This window comes from Chromobacterium vaccinii, from assembly GCF_001855275.1.
In the GTDB taxonomy this organism is placed as follows: Bacteria; Pseudomonadota; Gammaproteobacteria; order Burkholderiales; family Chromobacteriaceae; genus Chromobacterium; species Chromobacterium vaccinii.
This window is the reverse complement of record NZ_CP017707.1, coordinates 2276614-2300867: the sequence shown is the minus strand read 5'-3', so window position 1 is coordinate 2300867 and position 24254 is coordinate 2276614. Positions and strand designations below refer to the sequence as shown.

The 24254-nt window shown below is 57.6% G+C and carries 23 protein-coding genes and 1 pseudogene; 12 read left to right on the top strand and 12 right to left on the bottom strand.

The features are described 5' to 3' along the window. Positions 1 to 60: 60 nt before the first annotated feature. Positions 61 to 1371, bottom strand: coding sequence for an ammonium transporter (locus BKX93_RS10705; RefSeq protein ID WP_046168010.1), 1311 nt, complete (start codon positions 1369 to 1371; stop codon positions 61 to 63). A gap of 27 nt (positions 1372 to 1398) precedes the next feature. Beyond that, positions 1399 to 1737 carry a P-II family nitrogen regulator gene (glnK, locus tag BKX93_RS10700; RefSeq protein ID WP_021478498.1) on the bottom strand — a complete coding sequence of 113 codons (339 nt, stop codon included), beginning with the start codon at positions 1735 to 1737 and terminating at the stop codon, positions 1399 to 1401. A 310-nt stretch (positions 1738 to 2047) separates the two neighbouring features. On the opposite strand from glnK, the gene BKX93_RS10695 reads away from it, so the two are divergent. From BKX93_RS10695 to BKX93_RS10685, 3 genes and pseudogenes are all read left to right on the top strand, one after another. Next, complete coding sequence (locus BKX93_RS10695) at positions 2048 to 2335, top strand: accessory factor UbiK family protein (protein WP_021478497.1); 288 nt, start codon at positions 2048 to 2050, stop codon at positions 2333 to 2335. A gap of 4 nt (positions 2336 to 2339) precedes the next feature. Next, positions 2340 to 3185 (top strand): annotated as a pseudogene (locus BKX93_RS10690) (YifB family Mg chelatase-like AAA ATPase); the annotation flags it as partial. Between the two features lie 163 nt (positions 3186 to 3348). Further along, the gene (locus BKX93_RS10685; RefSeq protein ID WP_145929299.1) at positions 3349 to 5145 is read left to right on the top strand and encodes a hypothetical protein; all 1797 of its coding nucleotides are present in this window, start codon (positions 3349 to 3351) and stop codon (positions 5143 to 5145) included. A 54-nt stretch (positions 5146 to 5199) separates the two neighbouring features. Here the strand turns inward: BKX93_RS10685 and BKX93_RS10680 are convergent, their stop codons facing one another. Next, on the bottom strand, positions 5200 to 6510 hold the full coding sequence (locus BKX93_RS10680; protein ID WP_070979764.1) for an MFS transporter: 1311 nt from the start codon (positions 6508 to 6510) through the stop codon (positions 5200 to 5202). A gap of 234 nt (positions 6511 to 6744) precedes the next feature. On the opposite strand from BKX93_RS10680, the gene BKX93_RS10675 reads away from it, so the two are divergent. The 4 genes from BKX93_RS10675 to arsB are packed head-to-tail and all read left to right on the top strand — an operon-like array spanning position 6745 to position 9233. Further along, complete coding sequence (locus tag BKX93_RS10675; RefSeq protein WP_070979762.1) at positions 6745 to 7080, top strand: ArsR/SmtB family transcription factor; 336 nt, start codon at positions 6745 to 6747, stop codon at positions 7078 to 7080. Between the two features lie 22 nt (positions 7081 to 7102). After that, the gene (locus BKX93_RS10670) at positions 7103 to 7585 is read left to right on the top strand and encodes an ArsI/CadI family heavy metal resistance metalloenzyme (protein WP_070979760.1); all 483 of its coding nucleotides are present in this window, start codon (positions 7103 to 7105) and stop codon (positions 7583 to 7585) included. A gap of 19 nt (positions 7586 to 7604) precedes the next feature. Continuing rightward, a complete protein-coding gene (locus BKX93_RS10665) occupies positions 7605 to 8099 on the top strand; it encodes an arsenate reductase ArsC (protein WP_070979759.1) in 495 nt (164 codons plus the stop codon). Positions 8100 to 8147: 48 nt separating this feature from the next. Further along, positions 8148 to 9233, top strand: a complete 1086-nt coding sequence (arsB, locus tag BKX93_RS10660; protein WP_070979757.1) for an ACR3 family arsenite efflux transporter — start codon at positions 8148 to 8150, stop codon at positions 9231 to 9233. An 81-nt stretch (positions 9234 to 9314) separates the two neighbouring features. Here arsB and BKX93_RS10655 read toward each other — a convergent pair whose 3' ends face one another. The 3 genes from BKX93_RS10655 to BKX93_RS10645 all read right to left on the bottom strand — a co-directional run bounded on the left by BKX93_RS10655 (position 9315) and on the right by BKX93_RS10645 (position 11775). Next, positions 9315 to 10475: a chromate transporter gene (locus BKX93_RS10655; protein WP_070979756.1), complete on the bottom strand. Its 1161-nt coding sequence runs from the start codon at positions 10473 to 10475 to the stop codon at positions 9315 to 9317. Continuing rightward, positions 10472 to 11449 carry a chromate resistance protein ChrB domain-containing protein gene (locus BKX93_RS10650; RefSeq protein ID WP_070979754.1) on the bottom strand — a complete coding sequence of 326 codons (978 nt, stop codon included), beginning with the start codon at positions 11447 to 11449 and terminating at the stop codon, positions 10472 to 10474. The genes BKX93_RS10655 and BKX93_RS10650 overlap by 4 nt, the downstream gene beginning before the upstream one ends. A 65-nt stretch (positions 11450 to 11514) precedes the next feature. After that, positions 11515 to 11775, bottom strand: a complete 261-nt coding sequence (locus tag BKX93_RS10645) for a helix-turn-helix domain-containing protein (protein ID WP_070979752.1) — start codon at positions 11773 to 11775, stop codon at positions 11515 to 11517. A 246-nt stretch (positions 11776 to 12021) separates the two neighbouring features. On the opposite strand from BKX93_RS10645, the gene BKX93_RS24650 reads away from it, so the two are divergent. Both BKX93_RS24650 and BKX93_RS10635 read left to right on the top strand, forming a co-directional pair. Continuing rightward, positions 12022 to 12639: a hypothetical protein gene (locus BKX93_RS24650; RefSeq protein WP_070979751.1), complete on the top strand. Its 618-nt coding sequence runs from the start codon at positions 12022 to 12024 to the stop codon at positions 12637 to 12639. Next, complete coding sequence (locus BKX93_RS10635) at positions 12602 to 13732, top strand: helix-turn-helix domain-containing protein (protein WP_222103300.1); 1131 nt, start codon at positions 12602 to 12604, stop codon at positions 13730 to 13732. Before BKX93_RS24650 ends, BKX93_RS10635 begins: the two co-directional genes overlap by 38 nt. Before the next feature lie 23 nt (positions 13733 to 13755). Here BKX93_RS10635 and BKX93_RS10630 read toward each other — a convergent pair whose 3' ends face one another. Beyond that, positions 13756 to 13935 carry an antitoxin PaaA2 family protein gene (locus BKX93_RS10630; protein WP_070979749.1) on the bottom strand — a complete coding sequence of 60 codons (180 nt, stop codon included), beginning with the start codon at positions 13933 to 13935 and terminating at the stop codon, positions 13756 to 13758. Positions 13936 to 13986: 51 nt separating this feature from the next. On the opposite strand from BKX93_RS10630, the gene BKX93_RS10625 reads away from it, so the two are divergent. The 3 genes from BKX93_RS10625 (at position 13987) to BKX93_RS23670 (ending at position 17950) form a co-directional block, all read left to right on the top strand. Continuing rightward, positions 13987 to 14292 carry a DUF3892 domain-containing protein gene (locus BKX93_RS10625; protein WP_070979747.1) on the top strand — a complete coding sequence of 102 codons (306 nt, stop codon included), beginning with the start codon at positions 13987 to 13989 and terminating at the stop codon, positions 14290 to 14292. A 373-nt stretch (positions 14293 to 14665) separates the two neighbouring features. Beyond that, positions 14666 to 15745: an AAA family ATPase gene (locus BKX93_RS23675; protein ID WP_083340502.1), complete on the top strand. Its 1080-nt coding sequence runs from the start codon at positions 14666 to 14668 to the stop codon at positions 15743 to 15745. Beyond that, a complete protein-coding gene (locus tag BKX93_RS23670; protein ID WP_083340501.1) occupies positions 15746 to 17950 on the top strand; it encodes a S8 family peptidase in 2205 nt (734 codons plus the stop codon). Between the two features lie 112 nt (positions 17951 to 18062). Here the strand turns inward: BKX93_RS23670 and BKX93_RS24645 are convergent, their stop codons facing one another. The 5 genes from BKX93_RS24645 to BKX93_RS10595 all read right to left on the bottom strand — a co-directional run bounded on the left by BKX93_RS24645 (position 18063) and on the right by BKX93_RS10595 (position 24253). Further along, positions 18063 to 18407, bottom strand: coding sequence for a hypothetical protein (locus BKX93_RS24645; RefSeq protein ID WP_145929298.1), 345 nt, complete (start codon positions 18405 to 18407; stop codon positions 18063 to 18065). 18 nt (positions 18408 to 18425) lie between these two features. Next, positions 18426 to 19892 (bottom strand): hypothetical protein, encoded by a 1467-nt coding sequence (locus BKX93_RS24640; protein ID WP_145929297.1) that lies wholly within the window; start codon positions 19890 to 19892, stop codon positions 18426 to 18428. 438 nt (positions 19893 to 20330) lie between these two features. Then, a complete protein-coding gene (locus BKX93_RS10605; RefSeq protein ID WP_280513639.1) occupies positions 20331 to 21467 on the bottom strand; it encodes a TniQ family protein in 1137 nt (378 codons plus the stop codon). A gap of 12 nt (positions 21468 to 21479) precedes the next feature. After that, the gene (locus BKX93_RS10600; protein ID WP_070979738.1) at positions 21480 to 22370 is read right to left on the bottom strand and encodes a TniB family NTP-binding protein; all 891 of its coding nucleotides are present in this window, start codon (positions 22368 to 22370) and stop codon (positions 21480 to 21482) included. Between the two features lie 11 nt (positions 22371 to 22381). Beyond that, positions 22382 to 24253: a helix-turn-helix domain-containing protein gene (locus BKX93_RS10595; protein ID WP_070979736.1), complete on the bottom strand. Its 1872-nt coding sequence runs from the start codon at positions 24251 to 24253 to the stop codon at positions 22382 to 22384. Position 24254 lies beyond the last annotated feature (1 nt).

Genomic DNA, 24254 nt, shown 5'->3' with positions numbered 1-24254 from the left:
AAAAAAAACGGGGCCGAAGCCCCGCCAAGTCCCTTACACAACAATCTTCGATCTGGCGGCTTATTCCACGCGCTCGCCGTGCAGCACCAAGTCCAGGCCTTCGCGCTCTTCGTCCTCGGCGACGCGCAGTCCCAGCAAGATGTCCACCAGTTTCAGCAGGATGAAGGTGACGATGCCGCAGTAGGCGATGGTCACGCCGACGCCCAGCGCCTGGATGGCCAGGCTGCCGTCGGCGCCGCCGATGTCCTTGACCGCGAACACGCCGGTCAGCAGCGCGCCCAGGATGCCGCCCACGCCGTGCACGCCGAAAGCGTCCAGCGAGTCGTCATAGCCCAGCATGTGCTTGAGCCCGGTGGCGCCCCAGAAGCAGACCGCGCCGGCGGCGAGGCCGATGATCAGCGCGCCCTTGACGTCGACGAAGCCGGCGGCCGGGGTGATGGCCACCAGGCCGGCGACCGCGCCGGAGGCGATGCCCAGCACCGATGGTTTCTTCTTGGTGGCCCATTCGGCGAACATCCAGGCCAGCGCGGCCATCGCGGTGGCGACCTGGGTGGTGACCATCGCCATGCCGGCGCGGCCGTCGGCGGCGCCTGCCGAGCCGGCGTTGAAGCCGAACCAGCCCACCCACAGCATCGACGCGCCCACCAGGGTCAGCACCAGGTTATGCGGCGGCATCGCCTCCTTGCCGAAACCGACGCGCTTGCCCAGCACCAGCGCGGTCACCAGGCCGGCCACGCCGGCGTTGATGTGCACCACGGTGCCGCCGGCGAAGTCCAGCACGCCCTTGTCGCCCATCCAGCCGCCCGGCGCCCATACCCAGTGCGCCACAGGCACGTAGACCAGCAGCGACCACAGCGCCATGAAGGCCAGCATCGCCGAAAACTTCATCCGCTCGGCGAAGGCGCCGGTGATCAGGGCCGGGGTGATGATGGCGAAGGTCATCTGGAAGGTCATGAACACCGATTCCGGAATGGTGCCGGCCAGCGGATGCACGGCCAGCTTGCCGGCATCCTTCATGTACACCATGCCGTCCAGCATGAAGCGCGACAGATCGCCGATGTACGGCGTGCCCACGGTGAAGGCCAGGCTGTAGCCGATCACTGCCCACAATACGGTTACCAGCGCGGTGATGGCGAAGCTTTGCATCAGCGTGGCCAGCACGTTCTTCTTGCGGACCATGCCGCCGTAGAACAGCGCCAGGCCGGGAATGGTCATGAACAGCACCAGGGCGGTGGAGGTCAGCATCCAGGCGGTGTCGCCGGAGTTGATCACCTTGGCGGCGACCACCGTCGGACCGGCCGGCGCGTCGGCCAGGGCGGGCAGCGAGAGGGCGGCGAGCCCGGAAGCCATTGCAGCGAGTATCTTTTTCATTATGGTTTCCCCAGTTTCACAAAGCGGTCAGACCGCGTCGGCGCCGGTTTCGCCGGTGCGGATGCGGATCACCTGCTCCAGGTCGTAGACGAAGATCTTGCCGTCGCCGATCTTGCCGGTGCGGGCGGACTTCTCGATGGCTTCCACCACCTGGTCCAGCAGCGCGTCGTCGATGGCGATTTCCAGCTTCACCTTGGGCAGGAAGTCGACGACGTATTCTGCGCCGCGATACAGCTCGGTATGGCCTTTCTGGCGGCCGAAGCCCTTGACCTCGGAAACGGTGACGCCTTGTACGCCGATGGCGGACAGCGCTTCGCGGACTTCGTCAAGCTTGAACGGCTTGATCACTGCGGTAACGAGTTTCATGGCGGCTCCTTCTCGGACGATTGACAGATGGTTCTGCTGCGGATGGTTATGCAGGAATCGTGCCAGCCCGCGATGGGCGTTCTCTGAATTGTGATGCACTGCAAAAAAGGCCGCGCTGTCCGTTTTGGCACTTTCCTTGTGCGCCGGGGCTGCTTATGCTGCACAGTTTTGGTGCATCGTTGCGCCGCAGCATGGCCCGGATGAATTCTGGAGACGGGCTGACATGTCCTTGCGGGCAGGAAATGCGGGAGCGCGAGGGCGCTTTTTGCTACACTCGGCTGAAGATCAAGACACTGCGGGAGCCGCTACCATGTTGAGCCAGAAACTGTTTGAAGAAATCAGCGCCAAGATCAGCGAGACCATCGCCGCCAGCCCGGCCAAGGACATCGAGAAGAACGTCCGCGCGATGATGGCTTCCACGTTCTCCAAGATGGATCTGGTCACCCGCGAAGAATTCGATGTGCAGCAGGCGGTGCTGGCGCGCACGCGGGAAAAGCTGGCCGCGCTGGAGTCGCGCTTGGCCAGGCTGGAGAATCAAGTGTTCCCGGACGAGGCTGCGGCTAAAGCGGAAGAACAGTCCGAACTCGGCCACTCCTGACGCCATGACGCTGGCGGTGGTGGCGAGCAGGGCGCTATCCGGGCTTGACGCGCCGGAGGTAGCCGTCGAGGTCCACCTCGCCAACGGCCTGCCCGCGTTCAACATCGTCGGCTTGCCCGACACCGAGGTGAAGGAAAGCCGGGACCGCGTCCGCGCCGCCATCCTCACCTCTGGGTTCGAATTTCCCGCCCGCAAGATCACCGTCAATCTGGCGCCGGCAGACCTGCCCAAGGACTCCGGCCGCTTCGACCTGCCCATCGCCATCGGCATCCTGCTGGCCTCCGGCCAGGTGAAGAACGACGATATCGCCCATTATGAATTCGCCGGCGAGTTGGCGCTCAGCGGCGCGGTGCGTCCGGTGCGCGGCGCGTTGGCGATGGCCTGCCAGTGCCATGCGGCGGGCCGGGCCTTCGTGTTGCCTGCCGACAGCGCGGCGGAAGCCGCGGTGGTCGGCGGCGCGGCCATTTACGCGGTGGCGTCCTTGCCGCAGGCCTGCGCCTTCTTGAACGGTTTGCAGCCGCTGGAGCCTTTCGCCGGCGCGTTGGGCGTAGAGTGGCCGAACTATCCCGATTTGGGCGATGTCAAAGGCCAGTCCATCGCGCGCGGCGCGCTGGAGATCGCCGCGGCCGGCGGGCACAGCCTGCTGTTGATGGGGCCGCCCGGCACCGGCAAGTCCATGCTGGCGGCCAGGCTGCCGGGTTTGCTGCCGCCCTTGTCCGAACGGGAGGCGCTGGAGAGCGCGGCGGTGCAGTCGCTGGGATCCCAGGGCTTCCAGCCGGGTCGCTGGCGGGTGCGGCCGTATCGCTCTCCCCATCACACCGCCTCGGCGGTGGCGCTGGTCGGCGGCGGTGTAAGTTCTAAAAATATTTGCAAACCGCCAATATTGAATGAGAATATTGCGCAATATCTGTTAATGCGGATTGCAAAATATGCCCAGCGCTCCATTCAAGAACTTGGCAAAGCATCCTGGAATTTGGCGAGTCGATGGCGTAGGGCCAATCAGGCCTACTGGATTGCTGGGCACCCGAACGGTTGTGCACTTCTCCGGCATTCATCCTGATCGATGGCGTGACCCCTTTAAAAAGAACGCGGTTCTGCCCGATGTCAGCCTGGCTTTGCCGGCTCATGTTGCGACATTGGAAGAGTTCAAGGTCGGTACGTTGTGGCGCGATGGTCGTTGTATTTCCCGGCCGAAAATCGGCAGTCCTAAAACCTTCCGGATTGACGCCAGTCAGGCGCGGGAGGTTGCGCTGGAAGAAGTGGTGGATGTGGGGGGCGCATCCATCGATACCGTTTTGCCGGACGTCTATTTCAATCTGACCAATACCCGGCAGGCCTTGGCCACCAGCCGTTATGTAATGGTGCCGACGATTGAAGACCGTGGGCCGCAATGGCTACTCATCCCAAGCATTGAACTTATCCGCTTCTATTTTGGTATTTCCTCCCGCTTTCTCGCCGCCACCTTGTCAGGTCGCCTGGGGGACTATATCGATTGGTCTCGCTCAAAAATGGATGGCGTTTGGCCGGTACTGCAAGTCAAGGAGGATATCAGCCGTTCTGAGGCTGCCGTACTCGCACGGGCGATTGCGTCTGATCCGTTTCGGGCGGCGTTACTTGGCGTTCGCCAACGGCTCACTGCGACGTATACCAATAATCAGACCCTTCCCTTGGATCAACAGAGCCCTCTCGATATTCAGGCCAGTTTTCCGCTGCGTGGGGAAACGACGTTGCGAGTCTGGGGCAAGCGTGTCCTCTTATCGAGTGGGGAGAGGAAAGAACAATGGGCGAAATTTGTTATGGAAATTGAGCACTGCTCACGCCCGCTTGAGTTTGCCAACCTGCTTTGGAAGAGCGATAAGCCTTGGGAGGCCAAAGTCGTGGAGGGCGGAGAGCCCGTGAGGATCCGGCCACCTCACTTCCATCCGCTCTTGCCGGATGATGGTGAGGAGGATGAGCTGCTGGTCGACGATGTCCCCGCTGACGGGCGTCTCGCCCGGCTCGCCGTGCTGAAGTACGGTAGTCGTTTTGCGGGTTTCGACACCGTGAAATTTCATCATGAGCGCCCTCAAGTCCCAGCCATCGCCAGTGAGCCGGGCGCGGACATTGGCGTGCCTGTCGATGCGTTGACGCAGAACGAGGGGCAGAATGGTCAAGACGCCCAAGGCAATCTGGGACTCAGCGAATTTTTGAGCGACGATGGCAGGGTGGATCGCGATTTGTCGCTGTTCTTGGCGGCATTGGCCGCGTTGAAAACGCGGACACGCGCCCGAGGCTGGGACATCGCGACTCGTCCAGGCCGCGAGAGCACCCGTTCCGGAGAGGATTGGGTGACGTATTTCCCGGAGCCGATGGGTTCCAGAAAGACATGGCATTTGATCGGCGCTCCGGGTACCGAGCAGCGCCGGCGCCAGCTGGTTTGCGCCGAGATCAAGGTCAGTGCGGATGGGCCGTATTTCTATCTGCTGGAAATGGAGTTGAAGCCGACCGAGCAACCGAGTCAGTGTACGCTTCTGGTTCACACCCCAGACTTCCAGTGGATGGATGAAGCGACGCTCCTGGCGTTGCTCCAGCTTACGGTATCTCGAGGGCGATGGCCGAATCCCGGAAGTAAATGGAAAAAAGAAGCGGACTTTCTGCGAGCGCAAGCGCTGTTTATGAAGATCTATGTGCATGGGCTCCGACATCCAGACTCATCGGTTGAGGACAACTTGAAGCCTGGACCTTGGAGCGGTTCGATGCTGGGGCAAATCGATGGCGTGTTTCCAGACTTCTCGGAAGAGGTGGCAGACCCGGTCAGCGTCGTCCAATAAGCCGAATCAGGCAGGGCCGCCAGTGGCGGCCTCAAGCCTGTCACTTTGGCGAGCTCAGGCCTTGGGCCAGCGAGGATGCAGGTCGTCGATCACAAAAACATGCTCATGAATCTGATCCGCCTCATGTTCGGCCAGATGCGGGTGGCCGACCGGCAAGTCATCATGGCTGTGCGCCAGCTGATCCGGATCGTGATAGGCCCAGATCCGCATGCTGATCAACGCCGCCACGCCAGCCAGTACGCCCAAGATGATGAAGGTCGCCAGCAAGCCGGCTTTGGCGCCCAACCAGCCGGCCAGCGGGTAGGTGATCAGCCAGCACGCGTGCGATAGCGCGAATTGGGCAGCGAATAGCGCGGGCCTATCCTCGGCATGCGCTGAACGACGCAGCAGCCGGCCAGAAGGCGTTTGCACCAGGCAGTATCCCAGCCCCAGGACAAACCACAGCGGCAGCAGCAAGGCGTAGCGGTCCAGCCAGGCGCCCAGCAGCAAGCCGACGACCAGCACCGCCGAGCCGCCCAGCATGGCGCTTCGATCCGGAATGCCCTGCAGCAACCGCGGCAACGCCAGCGCGGCCGTCATCGAACCGGCGCCGAAGGCGGCCAGGGCCCAGGCGGTCGCATGCTGCGTCAGACCGAAATGGGCCTGGACCAATACCACGGTGTTGACGATCACCATCGCGCTGGCCGCAGCCACGGCCAGGTTCAGTGCCAGTAAGCCGCGTAGTCGCGGTGTGCTCAGGTAGATGCGGATCCCGCGCGTGGTGCGGTCGTAGATGCCGCGACGGATAGCCGGCGCCGCCTTGGGCAAGGTCACCGAGACCACCAAGGCCGCAGAGCCGAGAAACCCCACCACGGTGCCGGCAAACAGGCTGTGGAAGCTGATCACCGACAACAAGGCTGCCGCCAGCATCGGGCTGGCCACGCTTTCCAGATCGTAGGCCAGGCGCGACAGTGACAACGCGCGGGTGTAGTCCTCCTCGTCTGGCAGCACATCGGGAATTGTCGCCTGGAAAGTCGGCGTGAACGCGGCCGACGCCGACTGCAAGACAAAGATCAGCACATAGACCTGCCACACTTGCGTGACGAATGGCAACGCCAGCGCCACGGCCGCCCGTACCAGATCCAGCGTCACCAGCATGCTCCGCCGCGGCCAGCGGCTGGCGAAAGCGGTAGAGACCGGCGCCACGCCGATATAAGCGATCATCTTGATTGCCAGCGCAGTGCCCAGCACTTCGCCGGCGTTGCCACCGGCTAGATCATAGGCCAACAGGCCCAACGCTACGGTGGCCAAACCGGTGCCGATAAGCGCGACCACCTGGGCTAAGAACAAATGCCGGTACGTCCGATTGGCTAAAACATTCAGCATGTATCACCTGTTCGATCAAAGCGATCGCCTGCTTCGCGACCGCATGAGAGGGTATCCGGGAAGAAATCACTGCGCAGTGTCTGCTGTTGCGCCAATGCCTGCCACTATACTGCCCCCCAGTATTTGGATGCCAATCTTTTGCCAATCATCGGTCAACAAGCCGTGGCCTCCATGTAACCGGAGCCAGAAGCTCTTTATCTTGACGATATTTATCATTTCGATAAATATAGAAATATGGAAGCAAAAAACGCTGTCACCCTCTTGGCCGCCCTGGCGCAGGATACGCGCCTGGCGATCTACCGACTGCTGGTCCAGCAAGGCCCCGAAGGCCTGGCGGTCGGTCAGATCGGTGAACGACTCGCCGTGGCCAATGCCACGCTGTCCTTCCACCTGAAGGAGCTGTCCCATGCCGGTCTGATCCTGGCTCGCCAGGAAGGGCGCTTCATCTACTACTCGGCCAACTACGAGCAGATGAACGGCCTGTTGGGCTTTCTGACCGAGAACTGCTGCCGCGGCGAGGCCTGCACGCCAGGGAGCAGCATCTCGCCTTGCGATGGCGCGTGCCAGTAACGATTCACACGGGAGTTCGATCATGAAACGCTTTCACGTCCACGTCGCGGTGGCCAATCTGGAAGACAGCATTCGCTTTTATTCGGCGCTGTTCCACGCGCAGCCCACGGTGCAGAAGACCGATTACGCCAAGTGGATGCTGGAGGATCCGCGCCTCAACTTCGCGATCTCCAGCCGCGGCGGCGCCGCTGGCATCGACCACCTGGGCTTTCAGGTGGACAGCGAGGAAGAGCTGGCGCAGTTGCAGCACCAGTTGCAGGCGGCCGACATCAGCATGGTGACGCAGACTGGCACCGCCTGCTGCTACGCCGAGTCGAACAAGCACTGGGTGACCGACCCTTCCGGCCTCGCCTGGGAGAGCTATCAGACGCTGGCGTCGATCCCGACATTCAATGGCGGCGAGTCTGCGCCTGACGAACCGACCAGCGCTTGCTGTGCGCCGAGGACCGCTACCGTCAAGATCACACCCAAGAACACCTGTGCGCCCGGCAGTGGCTGCTGCTGAGCGCCAAAGGAAACCTGCCATGAACCAAGCCGCGGTCAATGTGCTGTTCCTCTGCACCGGCAACTCCTGTCGCTCCATCCTGGCCGAAGCGGTCTTCAACCACTTGGCGCCGGCGGGCTGGCATGCGATGAGCGCCGGCAGCCAGCCGACCGGACAAGTTCATCCGCGCTCGCTGGCCCTGCTGGCGCACGAAGGGATCGCCACCGCTGGCTACCACAGCAAGTCCTGGGATCATCTGTCGGCGACGCCGGACATCGTGATCACGGTGTGCGCCAGCGCCGCCGGCGAGACCTGCCCGGCGTATCTGGGCCCGGTGCTACGCAGCCACTGGGGTGTAGAGGATCCTGCCCATGCGGCGGGCAGTGATCAGGAGATCGACGCAGCCTTCCTGACGGCCTATCGCATCTTGAGGGCTCGGATCGAGGCGTTCCTGGCCCTACCGCTGGACCTGCTGCGCCAGGATCGCCCCCTGCTCAAAGTAGAGTTGGATCGCATCGGTACGCTGCTCCCCTGACACTGCCCTCACCGCAGCGCAGAATCGCCCCACCCCACGGAGAATGGCATGTCCTCCCCATCTGAAGCCGCCCATCCCTGCGCCGCCGGCGCCTCGCTGAGCCTATTCGAGCGCTACCTGACCGCCTGGGTCGCCCTCTGCATTGTGGCCGGCATCGGCTTGGGACAGGCCTTCCCCAGCCTGTTCCACGCGATCGGCGGTTGGGAAATCGCCCAGGTCAACCTGCCGGTTGGTCTATTGATCTGGGTAATGATCATCCCGATGCTGCTGAAAATCGATTTCGGCGCGCTGTACCAGGTCAAGGCGCATATCAGGGGAATCGGCGTCACCCTGTTCATCAACTGGCTGGTCAAGCCGTTCTCGATGGCCTTTCTGGCTTGGCTGTTCATCCGGGTATGGTTTGCGCCACTGTTGCCGGCGGCGCAGCTTGACAGCTACATCGCAGGCCTGATCCTGCTGGCTGCCGCGCCGTGCACCGCCATGGTGTTCGTCTGGAGCCGGCTGACCGGCGGGGATCCGTATTTCACGCTGTCTCAGGTGGCGCTGAACGACCTGATCATGGTGTTCGCCTTCGCGCCGCTGGTCGGCCTGCTGCTGGGCGTTTCCAGCATCTCCGTGCCGTGGGCCACGCTGCTGACTTCGGTGGGGCTGTATATCTTGGTGCCGGTGCTGATCGCGCAGGCCATCCGCAAGACGCTGCTGGACAAGGGCCAAGCGGTGTTCGATGCCGCCATGCACCGGATCCAACCGTGGTCGATCGCCGCGTTGCTGCTGACCCTGGTGCTGCTGTTCGCCTTCCAGGGCAAGGCCATCCTGCAGCAGCCGCTGGTGATCGCGCTGCTGGCCGTGCCCATCCTGATTCAGGTGTTCTTCAACTCGGCGCTGGCCTATTGGCTCAACCGCCAGGTCGGGGAAGAACACTCGGTGGCCTGCCCATCGGCGTTGATCGGTGCCTCCAACTTCTTCGAGCTAGCCGTCGCGGCCGCGATCAGCCTGTTCGGCTTTCAGTCCGGTGCCGCATTAGCCACAGTCGTGGGCGTGTTGATTGAGGTGCCGGTGATGCTGTTGGTGGTGCGCATCGTGAATGCCAGCAAAGACTGGTACGAAAAGAATGAAGCATCCCAGCTTCCCTAGGTATTTGCGAGCCGTCGGCGGTGCATCTCAATTTGGCATGTGGAAGCGGGGCCAGAAGCAGGAGTAGTCGCGGCTAATGACTCAAAGGTGATGCATCAGAGGGAAGAGCATGACGCCGAACAGCGCTGCGCCGGCGACGATCACCGGCTCCGGCAGCTTCTTCAGTTTCCATAATAAAACCGCCGTCGCGATGGCCAACAGCGCGGTAGGCAGATCCGTGAGCGAGCGCTGCGCCAGCACCACCACCGAGCCGGCGATGGCGCCGACCGCCGCCGCGGTGATACCGTCCACGAAGGCGATCAGACCGGGGCGCTTGCCGTGCTTCTTGAAATGCGGCGCGGCCAGCACTGTGATCAGATAGCACGGCAGGAAGGTGGCCAGCGCCGCCAGGCACGCGCCGGGCAGGCCCGCCACCAGGTAGCCGATGAAGCCGGTGGTGATCACCACCGGACCCGGCGTGATCATCGCCACCGCCACCGCGTCGATGAACTGCTTGTCGGTCAGCCAGTGATGCTCGCTGACGATTCCGCCATAGAGGAAGGGCACGATGGCCAGACCGGAGCCGAAGACGAAGGCACCTGCCTTGGCGAAAAACACGGTCAGCTGCAGCAGCAGACTCGGATCCGCTGCGGCGGGTAACAGTGGTAGCGGCAAGGCCGCGCCCAGCGCGCCGGGAGACGGCCGCAGCCGGCAGCGCACCAGCCAGACCAACAGCCCGGCCGTGATGAACAGCCAGGCGATTTCCGACTGGGTGACGATGGTGACCAGCGCCAGCACCGCGAAGATGGCCCACAGCAAGCGGTCGCTTTTCAGGTTCTTGGTGGCCAGCTTATGTGCGCTGATCGCCATGATGCCGATCACCGCCGCGCCCACGCCATAGAACACCGCCTGCATCCAGGGCAGGCCGCCAAAGGCCTGGTAGGCCCAGCCCAGCGCCAGCACCATCAGGAAGGACGGCAGCACGAAGGCGAAACCCGCCGCGGTGGCGCCCAACACGCGGTAGTGGACATAGCCCAGGTAGATCGCCAGTTGGGCCGCCAGCGGCCCCGGTGCGATCTGCGCCAGCGCGAGGCCTTCCTTGTAATCGGCCTCGGCTATCCAGCCGCGCTGCTCGACCAGGTCGCGGTGCATATAGCCGACCAGCGCCACCGGGCCGCCAAAGCCCAATGCGCCCAGCTTCAGGAAGTAGCGTGTCAGCTGCCACAAGCGGTAGGTGGCTGGCGTGAGGGGGGAGGCTGTCATGATTCGACTCCTGAGATCGCCAATCGGCTGTGGGTTGGCGTGAAATGGGCATACAAGGAATCCAGCACCTGCGAAATCTCGGCCAGCAGCTGATCATCGTCCGCCAGCCGTTGGCGCGTGCCGCCCAGCATCGCCTCGAAGCCGGCAGCTTCCGGCACGATGACGCCGCCGACATCGAGCGCATGCACCATCGCCCCCAATCGGAGCAATCCGCCATCCTGCTCCAGTCCGAAGCTGGCCAGCAGCGTTTCGAAGGTGACCCGCTCGCCGACATGGGTGAAGGTCGCGTCGTCGAAGTCGAAACCCAGCGCGTCGGGCGGGCAGTTCCGGCTATCGGCAAGCCAGAGAAAGCAGGCGGTGGGATCGATGAAGCGCTGGATCAGCCAGGCGGAGGCCACGCGGTCCACCCAGGGCCGGGCGCGGGTGGCCCAGATGCGGCCCTGATAAGCGGCGCGGTCGAGCCGTGCAATCTCGCCATCCACGGACAACGGCTCGTCGGGAGAATAATGCCGGGTCAGCTGACGCTCGGCGTCATTGCACTGCCGGCGCGCCTGCGTCAGCGGCTCCCCGGGGAAATAGTCGGTCGCCGCGATGGCTTCCAGCTCTTTGCGGAGTTGGCGCAAGCTTCGCCGCGCGTCACTTTCCGAATCTGGCAGCGCCGCCAGTAATCCCGTCTGCGCCAGCGTCCATTGCGAGTACGCTTCGTTGCGATCAAACAAGTCCCGCCATTGCCGAAGTTGTATCGGGTCGTCTTCTCGCACGCGCAGTAAATAGGCGTTGCCGCCAGCCGCAATCAGCTCCTCCTGCAAATTACCCAGGTGCTGTTGCAGCGTGGGCAAGGCGGGTAGCAAATAGGCGCCATCCACCAAACTTGCCGCTCCCAAGGCTTTCATCTGCCGCCATAGCCTGACCCGGGGGTTGCTGTTGTTGCCGCGGATGCTGGCGATCAGCACCAACCATTCACATGCATCCATATCACCTCCCTGTTATTCAGATTACGCAATCTGAAATGGAGATGATGTGAAGAAAAGTTTGCTGCTTATTCCGGTGGCAACGCTGATGGTCGTTTTCTGCGACTACGCCAGGCCTGGAGCAAGCTGTCGCGATCTGCTTGTTCGAGCAGACACAACAAATCCAGCAGGGCGAGCATCCCCTTGGGGCGATGCATGCCACGCACATACTCGACGTAGGTGCGTGGACTGATATCGATGAGGGATGCCATCTGGCGCTGTGTCAGCCTGCGTTGCTGCTGTCTGGACAGCATGCGCTGGGCGAGGCGGAGGAAGTCATGGAGTTCCATCGATTCTCATTTTTCATATTTTCTGAGCGTGATGGCGGCGATGCTGCCTGTTTTTATGACAAATGACAATCACAAGATTCAAGTTTGATCAATATGACAATGGTTTTCAAAAGTACATGTTCATGTACTAAATGGTTGATTCAGGACGAAAAATATTTCCCGGAATAATTTACTGTGCTATTTGTTGTTGTATGCGCGGAAACCTTTGATAGTCAATGCTTTGGCGCTTCACAAAAAGGGAAACTGATGTCTATAATTTCATCTGAGTATGCAGTCGAAAAGCTGTCTATGTTCTTTGAAACACTGGCCGGCATCCCGTATGACGCCTTTGATTCTTGGAAGGCGAACCCGATGGCGGCCAGGGCAGTGACGCGGTCGGTGGAAAGCATGGGCGTCTGGAATGAGATGGTGCGCTTTGCCGAAGAGCGCTTCGAAGGCCATCCGCGCGCCAAGTGGGTCAAGCTGAAAGCGCAGTTCGGTCTGCTGATCGATCAGCGCTTCTTCATCCGCTTCAAGAAGGGGAATACGCGGCGCAAGTCGTCCAACTATCCGACCCTGACCGCGATGCAGTTTCATGACCAGGATGTGGACCTGTTCGGTGGCATACATCGGATGGAAGTGCTGTACGTACTGGACAAAGCCGGTGTGAAAATCGAGTCGGTGCTGTTGGTGCAACGCCATAAAGGCCGTATTGTTGTAGACGTTGAATTGAATCGAAATGCCCCGCCGGCGACCAATGTGTCTCCGTTCACCCCAGTGCAACCGTCGCTGGATGGAACAGACTCGGCCGCCCACATCATCAAACAGCCGGGTGCAGGTAACAAAGATGACGCTGATTTCAAAGATGCAGGCGGTGGAGCATGACCTCAACCATGAGATGATATTGCTTCGTCGCCGGATGCTGGGTTACACCCAGGCGCATGTTGCGGACAGCCTTGGCGTAAGCCAAGGCTTTCTTTCTAAGCTGGAGCAGGGCCTCAAAGAGATTGATGAGCCCTTGCTGGACAAACTGTGCGATGTACTGAGGTGCCGCAGGAGCTTCTTCGCGCATTCCGAGCGCATTTACGGGGCGCCGCTGAGCACCCACCCGATGTTCCGCAAACACGCCTCGGTCGGACAGAAGGTGCTGGATAAGCTGCTGGCGGATGTGAATGCCCGGATTGCCCATTTCCGGTTGATGTTGTCTGGTTTGGAGATGCAGCCGGACTTCCCGCTGCCGCAGTATGACCTGGACGATTTGCCCAAGGGCGCGGTTCAAGCTGCGCAGTACGTGCGTCGGGCCTGGCAGTTGCCGGATGGTCCGATCGCCAATCTGACGGTGCTGTGTGAGCGCGCGGGCTGCTTGGTATTCGCTTGTGACATGAGCGAGGCCAAGATCGACGGCATTAGCTATCGGATCGCCGGTTTGCCGCCGTTGATTTTTCTGAACAAGGATCTGCCCGGCGATCGCTGGCGTTTCACGCTGGCTCACGAACTGGGCCACCTGGTGATGCATGCCTATCCCAATCCAGAAATGGAAGATCAGGCCAATGAGTTCGCTTCGGAACTGCTGATGCCGGAGAAGGACATCGGCCGCGATCTGCGCAATATCGATTTGGCCAGAGCCGGCATGCTCAAGCCGATCTGGAAGGTTTCCATGGGCGCCTTGCTGGTCCGCGCCAAACGATTGCAGAAGATCACCGAGGGACAGTCCACCTATCTGTGGCGCACCATGTCCATGCTGGGCTATCGGACAGCCGAGCCGGCCGAGCTGAGCATTCCTCGCGAGCGCACGACGCTTGTGCCCAGTGTGTTCGAACACTACAAGGGACAACTGGAGTACAACGAGGAAGAAATCTCCGAGCTCCTGGGGCTGTATCCAGAGGATGTACCCCAACTTTATGAGTTGAGTAACTGGAAGAACCGGCTGCAGCTGGTGGATGGACGTCAGGCTGCCAAACCCTTGCGCCTGGCCTAACGGATCGATCCAGCCTGTACCGCTTAGTCGGACTTCGAGCGCTGCAGTAGCGCGGCGCGCTTGAGGGCGAAGTAGTGTTTGACTTCCTCATTCGGAATGCCAGGGCGCGGATCATCCAGCGCCACCTGGACGGCTTGGCGAACATACTCGTCATAAGAAATCGTAGATTCGGGAGTGGGGGGAATCGGCTCTGGCTGTGACATGGGGTCTTCTCCTGACTTTCGCTTTTAGTGTATTTCAAAAAGGGGCTTCACATGGCAATAACACTTAAGTGTACAGCGCGTCGCATGGCCGGTGGCGCAGGTCATGAACACATCAGTCATCTCTGGTGGGACCGCATGGAAGACGGTAAGAAAGTGTTGGAAAGCGGATACTTTACTCGGGATCAGATGGTCGCCTACATCGAGAAGAACGGGAATACCTCGGTGTGGTGCCCGGATCGTGATCCACAACGTCAGAGCGCCTGGGTCCATGTCCACAGTAATGGGCGTATCAAGTACGTCCAGACAGTTGCGGATGGTCGCAAGACGGACAACTTGCTGGCCTTGCCGTTGAAGTAAGTTCGCCTAACGAGATTTTGAATACGCCGATGCCCGGAAGCGCATCGGCGTTTTTTCTGTGAGGGTCGGATAAGCTATGAATTTGATTTCACCTCAAATTTATCATGATCATATGGTTGAGGTTAAACGGCGTTTCAGTGCGTCGTTTCGTTGTGTTCATTCCAATATTTCCATATCACACCTCCGACTAGAGGGTGGCGGACATGAAATATGACCCCAGCATTATCATGAATATCGACTAAATTTCGCACAATTTGCGAACACTAGAATGTGAGGACTGACAATTTGTACCTTTCCAGCTGGTACGCAATGCAATATAATTCAACTTAAAAAGGTACCAGTTTATGTAAGTATCTGATTTTTAGGAAATTTAATGGTACAGATAAAGCCCGAAGAGCTCCTGGAGCTGGTTGCCCATGGTGTTTCAGGAAGCACTGCTAACTTTGCCATGCTGTGCAGAAGGATGACGTCAAGGATCAAGCGTTCTGATCCAGACCTCGCATCATCACTTGCTAGCATTCTGGCTACGTCCGTCCATCGGGCAAGTGTCAACCCTGTCCCGGTTGATAGCGATTCGCGACGAAAGTTATTACAAGAAATATTTCCTGCTGCGGTGGACGTAGAGCCAGTATTTCCTCCTGAGATTAAACAAAGGCTTGAAAGATTTGTGCTTGAGAGGAATAAATCAACTCAATTGCTTGAAGCTGGATTATCCCCAGCAAAGTCATTGCTATTTTCTGGTCCTCCAGGTGTTGGAAAGACATTGACAGCTCACTACCTTGCGGCGCGACTGAATATGCCGTTGTTAACACTAGATTTGTCATCTGTAATGAGCAGTCTTCTGGGGAAGACTGGCAATAACATCAAATCAGTTATCGAGTATGCAAAAGGCTTTCCGTGCGTGCTCTTGCTGGATGAATTTGATGCTATTGCAAAAAAACGGGATGATGATCGAGATGTTGGTGAGTTGAAACGACTGGTAAATGTTCTACTTCAAGCTATTGATGAATGGCCATCAACATCGATATTGATTGCAGCTACAAATCATGCAAGCATGTTGGATCCTGCTGTGTGGAGACGGTTCGAGGTAGTTATAAACTATGATAATCCTCGAGCAGAGCAAATTGGCCGATTCTTGATTGAGAACAATATCCCTTCTCAACTTGCTGCCACTCTATCAGAGATGCTGGTTGGTAATTCTTATGCATCTTTAAGAAGAATTATTAATCACTCTAAAAAAGAGGCTGTTTTAGAGGGGGAAGACTTTGTTTCAGCATTGATTAAAACAATAATTCATGAGGTGACTGAAATAGCAGATGCTGAAAATATGAAGACACTTACAATAATTCATCACCATTTGAATGGATTGTCTGATAGAAAGATAGCTAGTGTTTTAGGAATTTCACACCCGACTGTTGGTAGAACTTTAAAGAAAGTAATGGAGAAAATATAAATGGCTGAGCGCAACCTGCTTTTGGGAAATGGAGAGACGCTTACAAGTACTAGTGAAATACCAAATGGATCTGGTCCGAAGAAAGTCCCATACACCATAGAGGAGGTTCGTGCTTTCATTAAAGGAAAAATAACAAAAGCTACAGAAGATTTCTCTCTGATCAGTGGCGATGTGAAGCCTCGTGGGGAAGGGGTGTTTAAACTTACATTGCATCCCGCTTTCCTGGGTAAGAGCTATTTTCCTGATGAGTTAATACGTCGTAGTGGTTTTCGTGATATTGGTAGCCGACAGGTAAGAATGGCTCCGAGGAAAACTACTAACGAACGGGATGCGGGAAAGTCTCTTGCGACCGCACAGATATTTGTTGCTGGAAAAGAGTCCGCTCTACGTAGTCTGGAAAGCATCATATTTGATGCGAAGACACCAAAGTATTTAATCAAGCAAGCCATTCAAATTGAAGATTTTGATTTTTACAAGCCAGAAGATAAAATAAAAAGCAACTCACCTGAGAGTGATGAGCGTGCATTGTTCGAGGCGGTAGTTCATGCTGGGCAGCGAGAGGATGATATCCTTCAAGCCTTTATTAATTTTTCTAGACAGCATGGGGCAGAAGTTTATCCGCAGAAGCGTATTTTGGTGGGGGCTTTGACTTTTGTGCCATTGCAGTGCTCTATTTCTGCAATGAAGAGGATAGCTAGTTTTACGTTTTTGCGAGCTATTCGAAAAATGCCAGAGCTTAGAGTGGCCTTGCCCAATGCCTTGAGAAAGAGTGCCGATTTTCAAATTCAAGGGTTGCCAGAATTGCCACCTTTAGATTCTGAAAATAGAGTTGCTATCTTTGATGGAGGAATTGGTGCAAGTGATTTATCTCCATGGGTTAATGAGTTTTACTTTCAAGATACAGAGAAAACAGATACGGCATACTTGCATCATGGTACAGAGGTAACCTCTACTTTTCTTTTTGGTAGAGTAGATAAAGAGGATCCAGTGCTTGGTCAGCCATATATGGGGGTTGATCATTATAGAGTTATTTCACCTGCAAATACACAGGATGTAGATTTATTTGATGTATTGCTAAGAATAAGAGGTGTTTTGGATGAGGGTAAATATAAGTATATTAATTTAAGCCTAGGTCCTAGAATGCCGATTGAAGATGATGAGGTCCATGTGTGGACGGCGACCCTGGATCAAATTTGTGCAAAGCATGGAATTTTAGCAACCATCGCGGTGGGGAATGATGGTGATTTGATGGGAGATAATGCTAGATTGCAGCCTCCCTCAGATATGGTAAATGCTCTTGCAGTTGGAGCTGCAAGTGATTATGGGAAAAAATGGAATAGAGCTAGTTATAGTTGCATTGGGCCAGGCCGAAGCCCTGGGGTGGTAAAACCTGATGGTGTTGCATTTGGTGGTACAGAGCAAAACCCATTTTTTGCATTCAACCCATGGGTTGGAGGTGTATCTGCAGTTGCTGGGACTAGTTATGCGGCTCCCTTGGCTTTAAGAACAGCATGTGGTGCTGCAGCATTAACGACTTACCCATTAGATGCTATAGCGATCAAGGCTTTATTGATCCATCATGCAGAAGGCCGAGCTAGAATTCCTAGAGAAGAGATTGGGTGGGGGCGTTTTGTAGAGAATCCAATCAAGCTGATTGAATGTGAGAATGGAGTTGCTACTGTTATTTACCAAGGTTTGCTGGCTAAAGGCGATTATTTAAGAGCGAAAGTCCCTTTTCCTGATATGCCGATACATGGAGCGGTGACATTGAAGGCCACTCTTTGTATTCAAGCACCAACAGATCCAGAGCATTCGATAAACTATACGCGTGCTGGAATGCAGGTTTCATTTCGGCCTGTTTTTGGGCTGGGAGATACTAAAACTACTGAATTCTTTGGACGAAATACTCAGTATAAGACCGAGCGCGAATACCGTGATGATGGACATAAATGGGAAACTTGCCTTCATCGAGAAAAGAAATTTGATGTAGAGACTGAGCTTAGCGATCCCGTTTTTGATATCCGTTATCATGCGCGAGCAACAAGTAGAGGTATCCCTGTTGAATCGGTTCCTGATATGAGGTATGCGATGATTATATCTGTCAGTGTTGATGGAATGCCTGACTTATATAATATGATTCGTCAGAGATACCAGGTTCTACAACCAGTTGCGTTGAGGGTCGATATCGATTTGCCGGCAGCATGATGTGAAAATATAAGATTATATATGATCTTATGTTTTAGATTTAGGGGGGTACGGAGTACGTATCCCCCTTTTTATTTGATGGTACACCTGATCTGCTCCGTAAACCTAATTCCTAGCGAAGGGCTGCTGCAGTTTGGATAAGGTTGTCTATCTGCCGATAAATAACATCTGCTGTATAGGCTGATGAATGCTGACTGTCCATCATTGTGAGGCTGACCTGCGTGGTATGGTCGCAAGCGTCAATATCTGCAGCGGCCGACCTAACTACCCCACCGGCTGACAGTTCAGCGAGTCTACTATCGATATTCAAGAGCGCTTCGGCACGACTTTTTAACTTGCCTGGATCGGTCTGCGGCATGTCGAAAGGTGTCCATGGACTATTTGCACATGTTGAGAGCAGTGCACTCAGTTTTTGTATATCGGCGATTAAGCTGTCCAGTTCCTCAATAATTTCCATGATTAGATCCTCAGCGTATCATTTAAGAAGTTGGGCGACATCGGCAATAGAGGTTGCCAGAGCTTTGACGCTCATGAATGCTGCCTTGGCCTCAGCTTTCCGATCAGGTTTGTCCCAGGTATCGATTAGTTTGGTGTGAGCCTCCTCGAGTTTTTGGATTGTTTGGGGAATGTCTTTGGAAATCTGGTTTTGCACGATCGAGTATTGCTTGAGTGTGGGAGGGTTGATCTTTTCTATTTTTGTTTGGAGCTCGTCCAATCTATCCTGTGCTTGGGCGAGCGCATAGTCGCGTGCGGCATCGCAAACTGCTGCTTGCTTGTGGCATTGCTTGTGCTCCTGTGTCGCCTTACGCATCGCGAGGTGTTCGTGGTCGATTAGCAGCATGTAATTAGTGAGAGTTGCCTCATCCGCCAAAGCGTTGCTTGTGTAGGTTAAATTCAGATCATGACTGAGCCCACTTTTCATCGCATCCATGAGCTGATTGATGCAAACATAACGGGGCATGCTGCGGCTACTGTCCTTGGTTGGTAGGCAGTTCTTGTCGACTTTGGTGAGTAGCACCGCGTGAATAGCATTGGCAGAACCGTTTTGCTCCGCAATGGTGTTCAGTACATCAATCAAGCCACCAATCGCATTCGACTCTGTAGTAAGGCGATCATTTGACACGCCATTCATGGGTGGAGAGTTGATAAATGGAGCAACCTTGTTGTAATCATCACGCCATGATTGGAGACGTGTGCTGAGATCCTTGGCCTGATCTTGAACGGACTTGGACAAGTCCTCCCTGCTGGAACCAAGGAGATGATCAAACCAAGTGGGTTGTGGTTTTGATGCCGTGTTTAGGAGATCCAGATAATCTGAAAAAGCAGTAATGGCGGCAGTAAAAGCTGGAAGAGAGGCAGCTTCTGTCGCGGGGGACTGATTTCTTGCCAGCGAGTCTCTGATCGCTACCAAGTCATCTTTCGCCCAGTATCCGGAGGGGGGGACCAGTGTGGCTTCATGGGCTATGGTTGTAACACACAGATTTTCAGCTTCAGAATAGCAAGTTGTTGCACATTCGGGGCGATGCCAGTTTGATTGTTGCTCGCACATTTGAAGCTGGTGGCAGCCTTGTTCTAGTTTCGAATTGGAGCTGCTCGTACTGGGCTGGTCGCCAGGTCGCGACTTTAACACGTTCCATACGCTATCATGCCCCTGCAAGTAGAGGGCTGATGGCCCCGCCTCAGGATGGACTCCATACTGATAGCGAATGAATACCGGTAAGTTTCGTAGGCGACAGGTACCGTTGGCATCGGTATCAATCATTCGACGCATTTGATAGTTTTGTGCTTCAAGTAACTGCTTCTGAATAGTTGTAACTGAAGACGTAAATTTTGCACCTTCGTCATGGAAGGAGACTGCGGCATCCTGATGTACTGATGCGCATCCTGCTAATTGAATAGCTATTGCAGGCAAGCTGAAAAGTGAGCTATAGAGGTGTTTCATCCGATGTCCCTCCCAATAATTTAATTAAGATAGGCTGAACTACAAGTGAATTGAAATTTCTCGAGATAGCCCGAGAAATCGGTATATCCCGTTGACGTCTCAACTCAAAGGTATCGAAGTTGGCTATGTTAAAGAAAGAACTAACTAGAACATATTGCAAGGTAGAATAGTCTTCACGCAAATCTATGCGAGGAATTACCTAAAAGGACTTGTCTATAGTCGTCTAATGGATTGTCCCGTAGTGACAGTGGACCTGAAGGGCGCCACTGTGGGCGAGGCCCAGCTATGGTCACCGGTAGCATGGAGATCGAGTGTGAACTAGCGGCGGCATGTCAAGGAAACTTACTGTTTTTTCCTGCAAGATTAAGATAGATGTGATTGGTTTGGGGAATGCACTGATACCAAGCTTCGCATTGACGTTGTTCACCAGCACATCGTTTAGCGGTACCCAGTCCACTGTTCCCATACCAGCTTCATGCAGTCGGTTGTCAGCCCCAGAATGCTGGCCAGTGTGCGTGGTGTTACCGGCACCCCTTTAGCCTGCAGGTAGCGGCCGGCGCTATGGGTTTCCGCTGCATTCGGCAGATAACGGCGCCGGTCCAGATGTGTGTCGGCCACGCAGGCCAGCCAAAAAGGCAGCAGGCCCACGCGCTCGGCCAGTCGGGAACGGGTGAAATGGGCTTGAGTACAGAGGGAGAGAAAGCGCGACGGCCAGTCTTCCAGCAGCCAGGCTATGGCGAGCAGTAAGATGAGGCGCGCGGCGGGCGGCTGGTATTCGAACTCATCGTGTTGACCAGGTGGATACCACGGGATCTCCACACCCAGCGCATCCCCGAGGTGCTGGCGTAGTTGCCGCCCATTACGGCCGCTCAACACGCCGATCAAGGCACGAACCCCGATGAAGAACGGCAAGCTGCAGGGCGGGGTCAGCGGGCCACAGTCCCAGGGGCTGTGCTCGATCGCGGCGATGAGGTGGCGCAGTCGCTGCCAGGATGGCGGATCTGGCCAGGCGTAGAAGACCGGGCTCATGCTGGCGAGGTCGAAGTGGCAGCGGCCGCAGAACCGCAGGGCCTGATCGTCAATCGTCTTGCGGCGCCCAATGCCATGGCGGTGAAAGGCGATTGGCGTGTGACAGGCCGGGCAGCATTCTTCCATCAGGCACTGATGGTGCTCACAGACGACATAGAGGGCCAGCCGCCATTGGAGACGGTAGTAGGCCTCCGGAGGCTGAGCCAGGCACAGCGGGCAGAACTGCATGCCGGGACGTTTGCGCTGGCGATGATAGACCCCGACCGGCCGCACCCAAGACCAATGGCCGGTGGCCGGCCGCTCGAACAATTGGCCTTGGTAGGAGAGCAGCGTCAACGCCTGCAGCTCGGCCACCGCGTGGCCGGTATGGCGTGCCAGCAGCGTCAACAGTGAGAGGGGTGGGTCGCGATCGATGTCGCGACTCCAGATTGGCGTGTGGTAGCCCAGCAGCTTGTCGTAGAAGGTGTGGAGTAGGAAGCCGTTGGCGAATGCCAGTCGCACCATCCAGGAAGAGAGGATCTCCCCTGGGCACGGCTGGGGGTGCATTGGCAGCATGGTCTACACATGGGCGGCCTGGCGGGTGCGGTCGCTGGGCGAGACGTAGCCGCAGGCATTCAACGTCTCCGCGGTAAGCTGCTCCTCGCCCTGGCGCAAGGCGTAAATCGCCGCCTGATTGAGCAGCATCGACAGCTCGCCGATAGTGCCTTCGCACATGGCGAGGATCTTGGCGGCCAGCATCGCCTCGTGCAGGTTGGACGGCTGCTGCAGCGGCAGTACACGCTCGAACGACATCAGCAGCTGGCGGAACGCCTTATTCATCTGCCACTTCGGCAGCAGCTCCGGCAGGAAGCGGTTCTGGATCTGCGGATCGACGCTGACCGCGCGCAGCAGGTCGCCGGTGCCACAGCCGACAATCGAAATCTGCAGCTCGTTGCCCAGAAACTTGATCATGTTGAGGAACTGCTGCTGTTTCACCGACGAGCCGGCCAGCACGTTGTGCAGCTCGTCGATGATCAGCACCTTCAGCTGAATGCCACGTAGTACGCGAATCACCTGGGCGCGCTTGGCATCGGTGGACGAGGTCGGGACGCTTTCGAATAGTGCATTGAGGATGCCCGAATAGAAGCCGGCCTCGCTGGGTGTGGGCGGCGCCTGGATGTAGATCACCGGCGCAATCATGTATTCGCCGCCGGGGTTTTCTTCCGCGGGGTGGCGCTGAGCGAAGTGCTGGATCAGCCGGGTCTTGCCGTTATTGCTGCCGCCGATCAGCAGCATATTGGGCATGCGCGCCTCGCGCGGGTGGTGCACCAAGTCTTCCAGCTTGGCCAGGATGTCCTGAGCCCGCGGGTAGCCAATCCAGCGCGGCCGCTTCAGCCAGGTGATGCGGCTGGCCGCATCCAGTTCGGCCTGCTCGGCCGTACTGGGGTGGAGGTGAGGGTATGCGCTCATGATGGGTCTCCCTAACCGAGCTGGATGTCGCTGAAGGGTTGGATATCGTCGTCATTGGCCGTCGGCAGTACCGGGGGCTGTGGTGCCGGCATGGCCGCCGCGTGCACGCCGGCCCAGCCGTTGCGTCGCTCTGCCATGCGGCGCTTACGCTTTTCCGTCGCACGCTGCTGCTTGGCCAGGCGGGTTTTTTCGACCGCCTCGGCCTCGATCTCGCGCATCCGGCGGATGCCCTGGAAGATCATCTCCTCGTCGACGTGGCTGACCGGATCCTGCTTCAGCCGCTGCAGCGTCGCGCGCAGCTCCCACAGGCTGATGGCCGGCCGGGTGTTATTCAGATACGGCACCGGGCTGTAGCAGCGGGTTTCCGGATCCAGGAAATACACCACGCTGATGTCGCGCGGGTCGCGCGCGAACAGGAACTTGCGCCCCTTGCCGGTGGCGCGATCTTCGGACTCGACCCAGCGGCGCAGGGTCGGCGCGTAATAGTGGATGTTGTCGATGACCACGCCGTGGCGCTGGATGGTGCGCTCGACATAGGGGGTGAAGTCGAGACGGAAGTTCTCCTCATCCTCGATCGGCGCCGGCAGACCGATTCCCGGACGCTCGGCGGTGCCGTGGACGAACTGGTGATACAGCTTGATCGGCGGCACCTCGTTGATGCCCTTGTGCGCGCGGTGGTGGTAGCAGTAGGCCACGAAGACCGTGAACCACAGTTCCAGCTCGGCCAGCGTCATGCAGGCGCGGCCTTCCGAGTCGTAGTTCATCTTGGCCTGCACGTTCGAGAAGGTCGTGCCGGGCAGACTCTGGCACTCCCCCATGAAGGTGCGGAAGGCGCGCTCGATGTGAGGGCCGTAGTTCGGCTGTCCTTTCGGGCGGTGCTCCAGGATGATGCCGTGTTGCTCGCAGGCGCGGTTGAGCATATTGCCGTGGAACTCTTTGGCATTGTCGACGTGGATCTTGCTCATTTTGCCGTAGACCGGCCACTCCGCGACGATGTCGCGTTTCGCCAGCCAATGCTCCTTGCGCATCACCGCGTGGGCCACGCACAAGCCGGCCGACAGCGAGCCCGGCGGATCCAGCGTCATCAGGAAGCCGGCGACCATTTTGGTCGCCACATCCAGGGCCACGGTCAGATAGGGGCGGCCGATCGGCAAGCGGTGCGCCTCATCCACGATCACCACATCGACCTTGGTGTGGTCGATTTGCACCACCGCGTAGGGGTAGTCGGCGCCGGGGAACTGGCCGCGCAGCGGTTCGAACTTCTCGCGTGCCCGCCGGGGGCTGTAGCGCTTGCTCAGTATCTCCCGCTGGTCGATGGCGTAGGCGCGCGCATACACCGTGTTCTGGTTGGGCGGATCCAGATCCGCCTCCTGGCAGGCCAGCTTGATCAGCTTGTACAGTTTGAGGACCGAGGGCCGCTCCTGCTTCAGGTAGTAATGCTGGATCTGCAGCGAAATGATCTGCTCCACCTCGTCAGATAGACGGCTGCCGCCCTTGTCCGAGCGCGGCGTGCGCAGCAGAGAGGAAACCAGGCCGGTTTCCTCGAAGCGGTTGAGCCAGCGGTAGATGGTGACCAGGCTCTTGCCGGTGGCGTCGGCCACTCGCTGTACGTCTTTCGTGCTGCGGCCGGGCAGATCCAGCAAGGGGCGTATGCACTCGTAGCGCTGCACCGCCAGGTCCCAGTCCTTTTCCTTGGCCAGCAGGTGCGGCGCCGCGGGATCGGAAGACGAGACCGGAGCCAGGCTGAGGTCGCTGACCGCGGCGATTTCGGTTTGCGAGCCATCGATGGTGCGCAGGATGGCATCGGAGAAGCCTTTCAGCTCCAGGACGATGGCGGCTTGATCGCGCCAATAGACCACTTGGCCTGGGCGGATGGTTTTCATA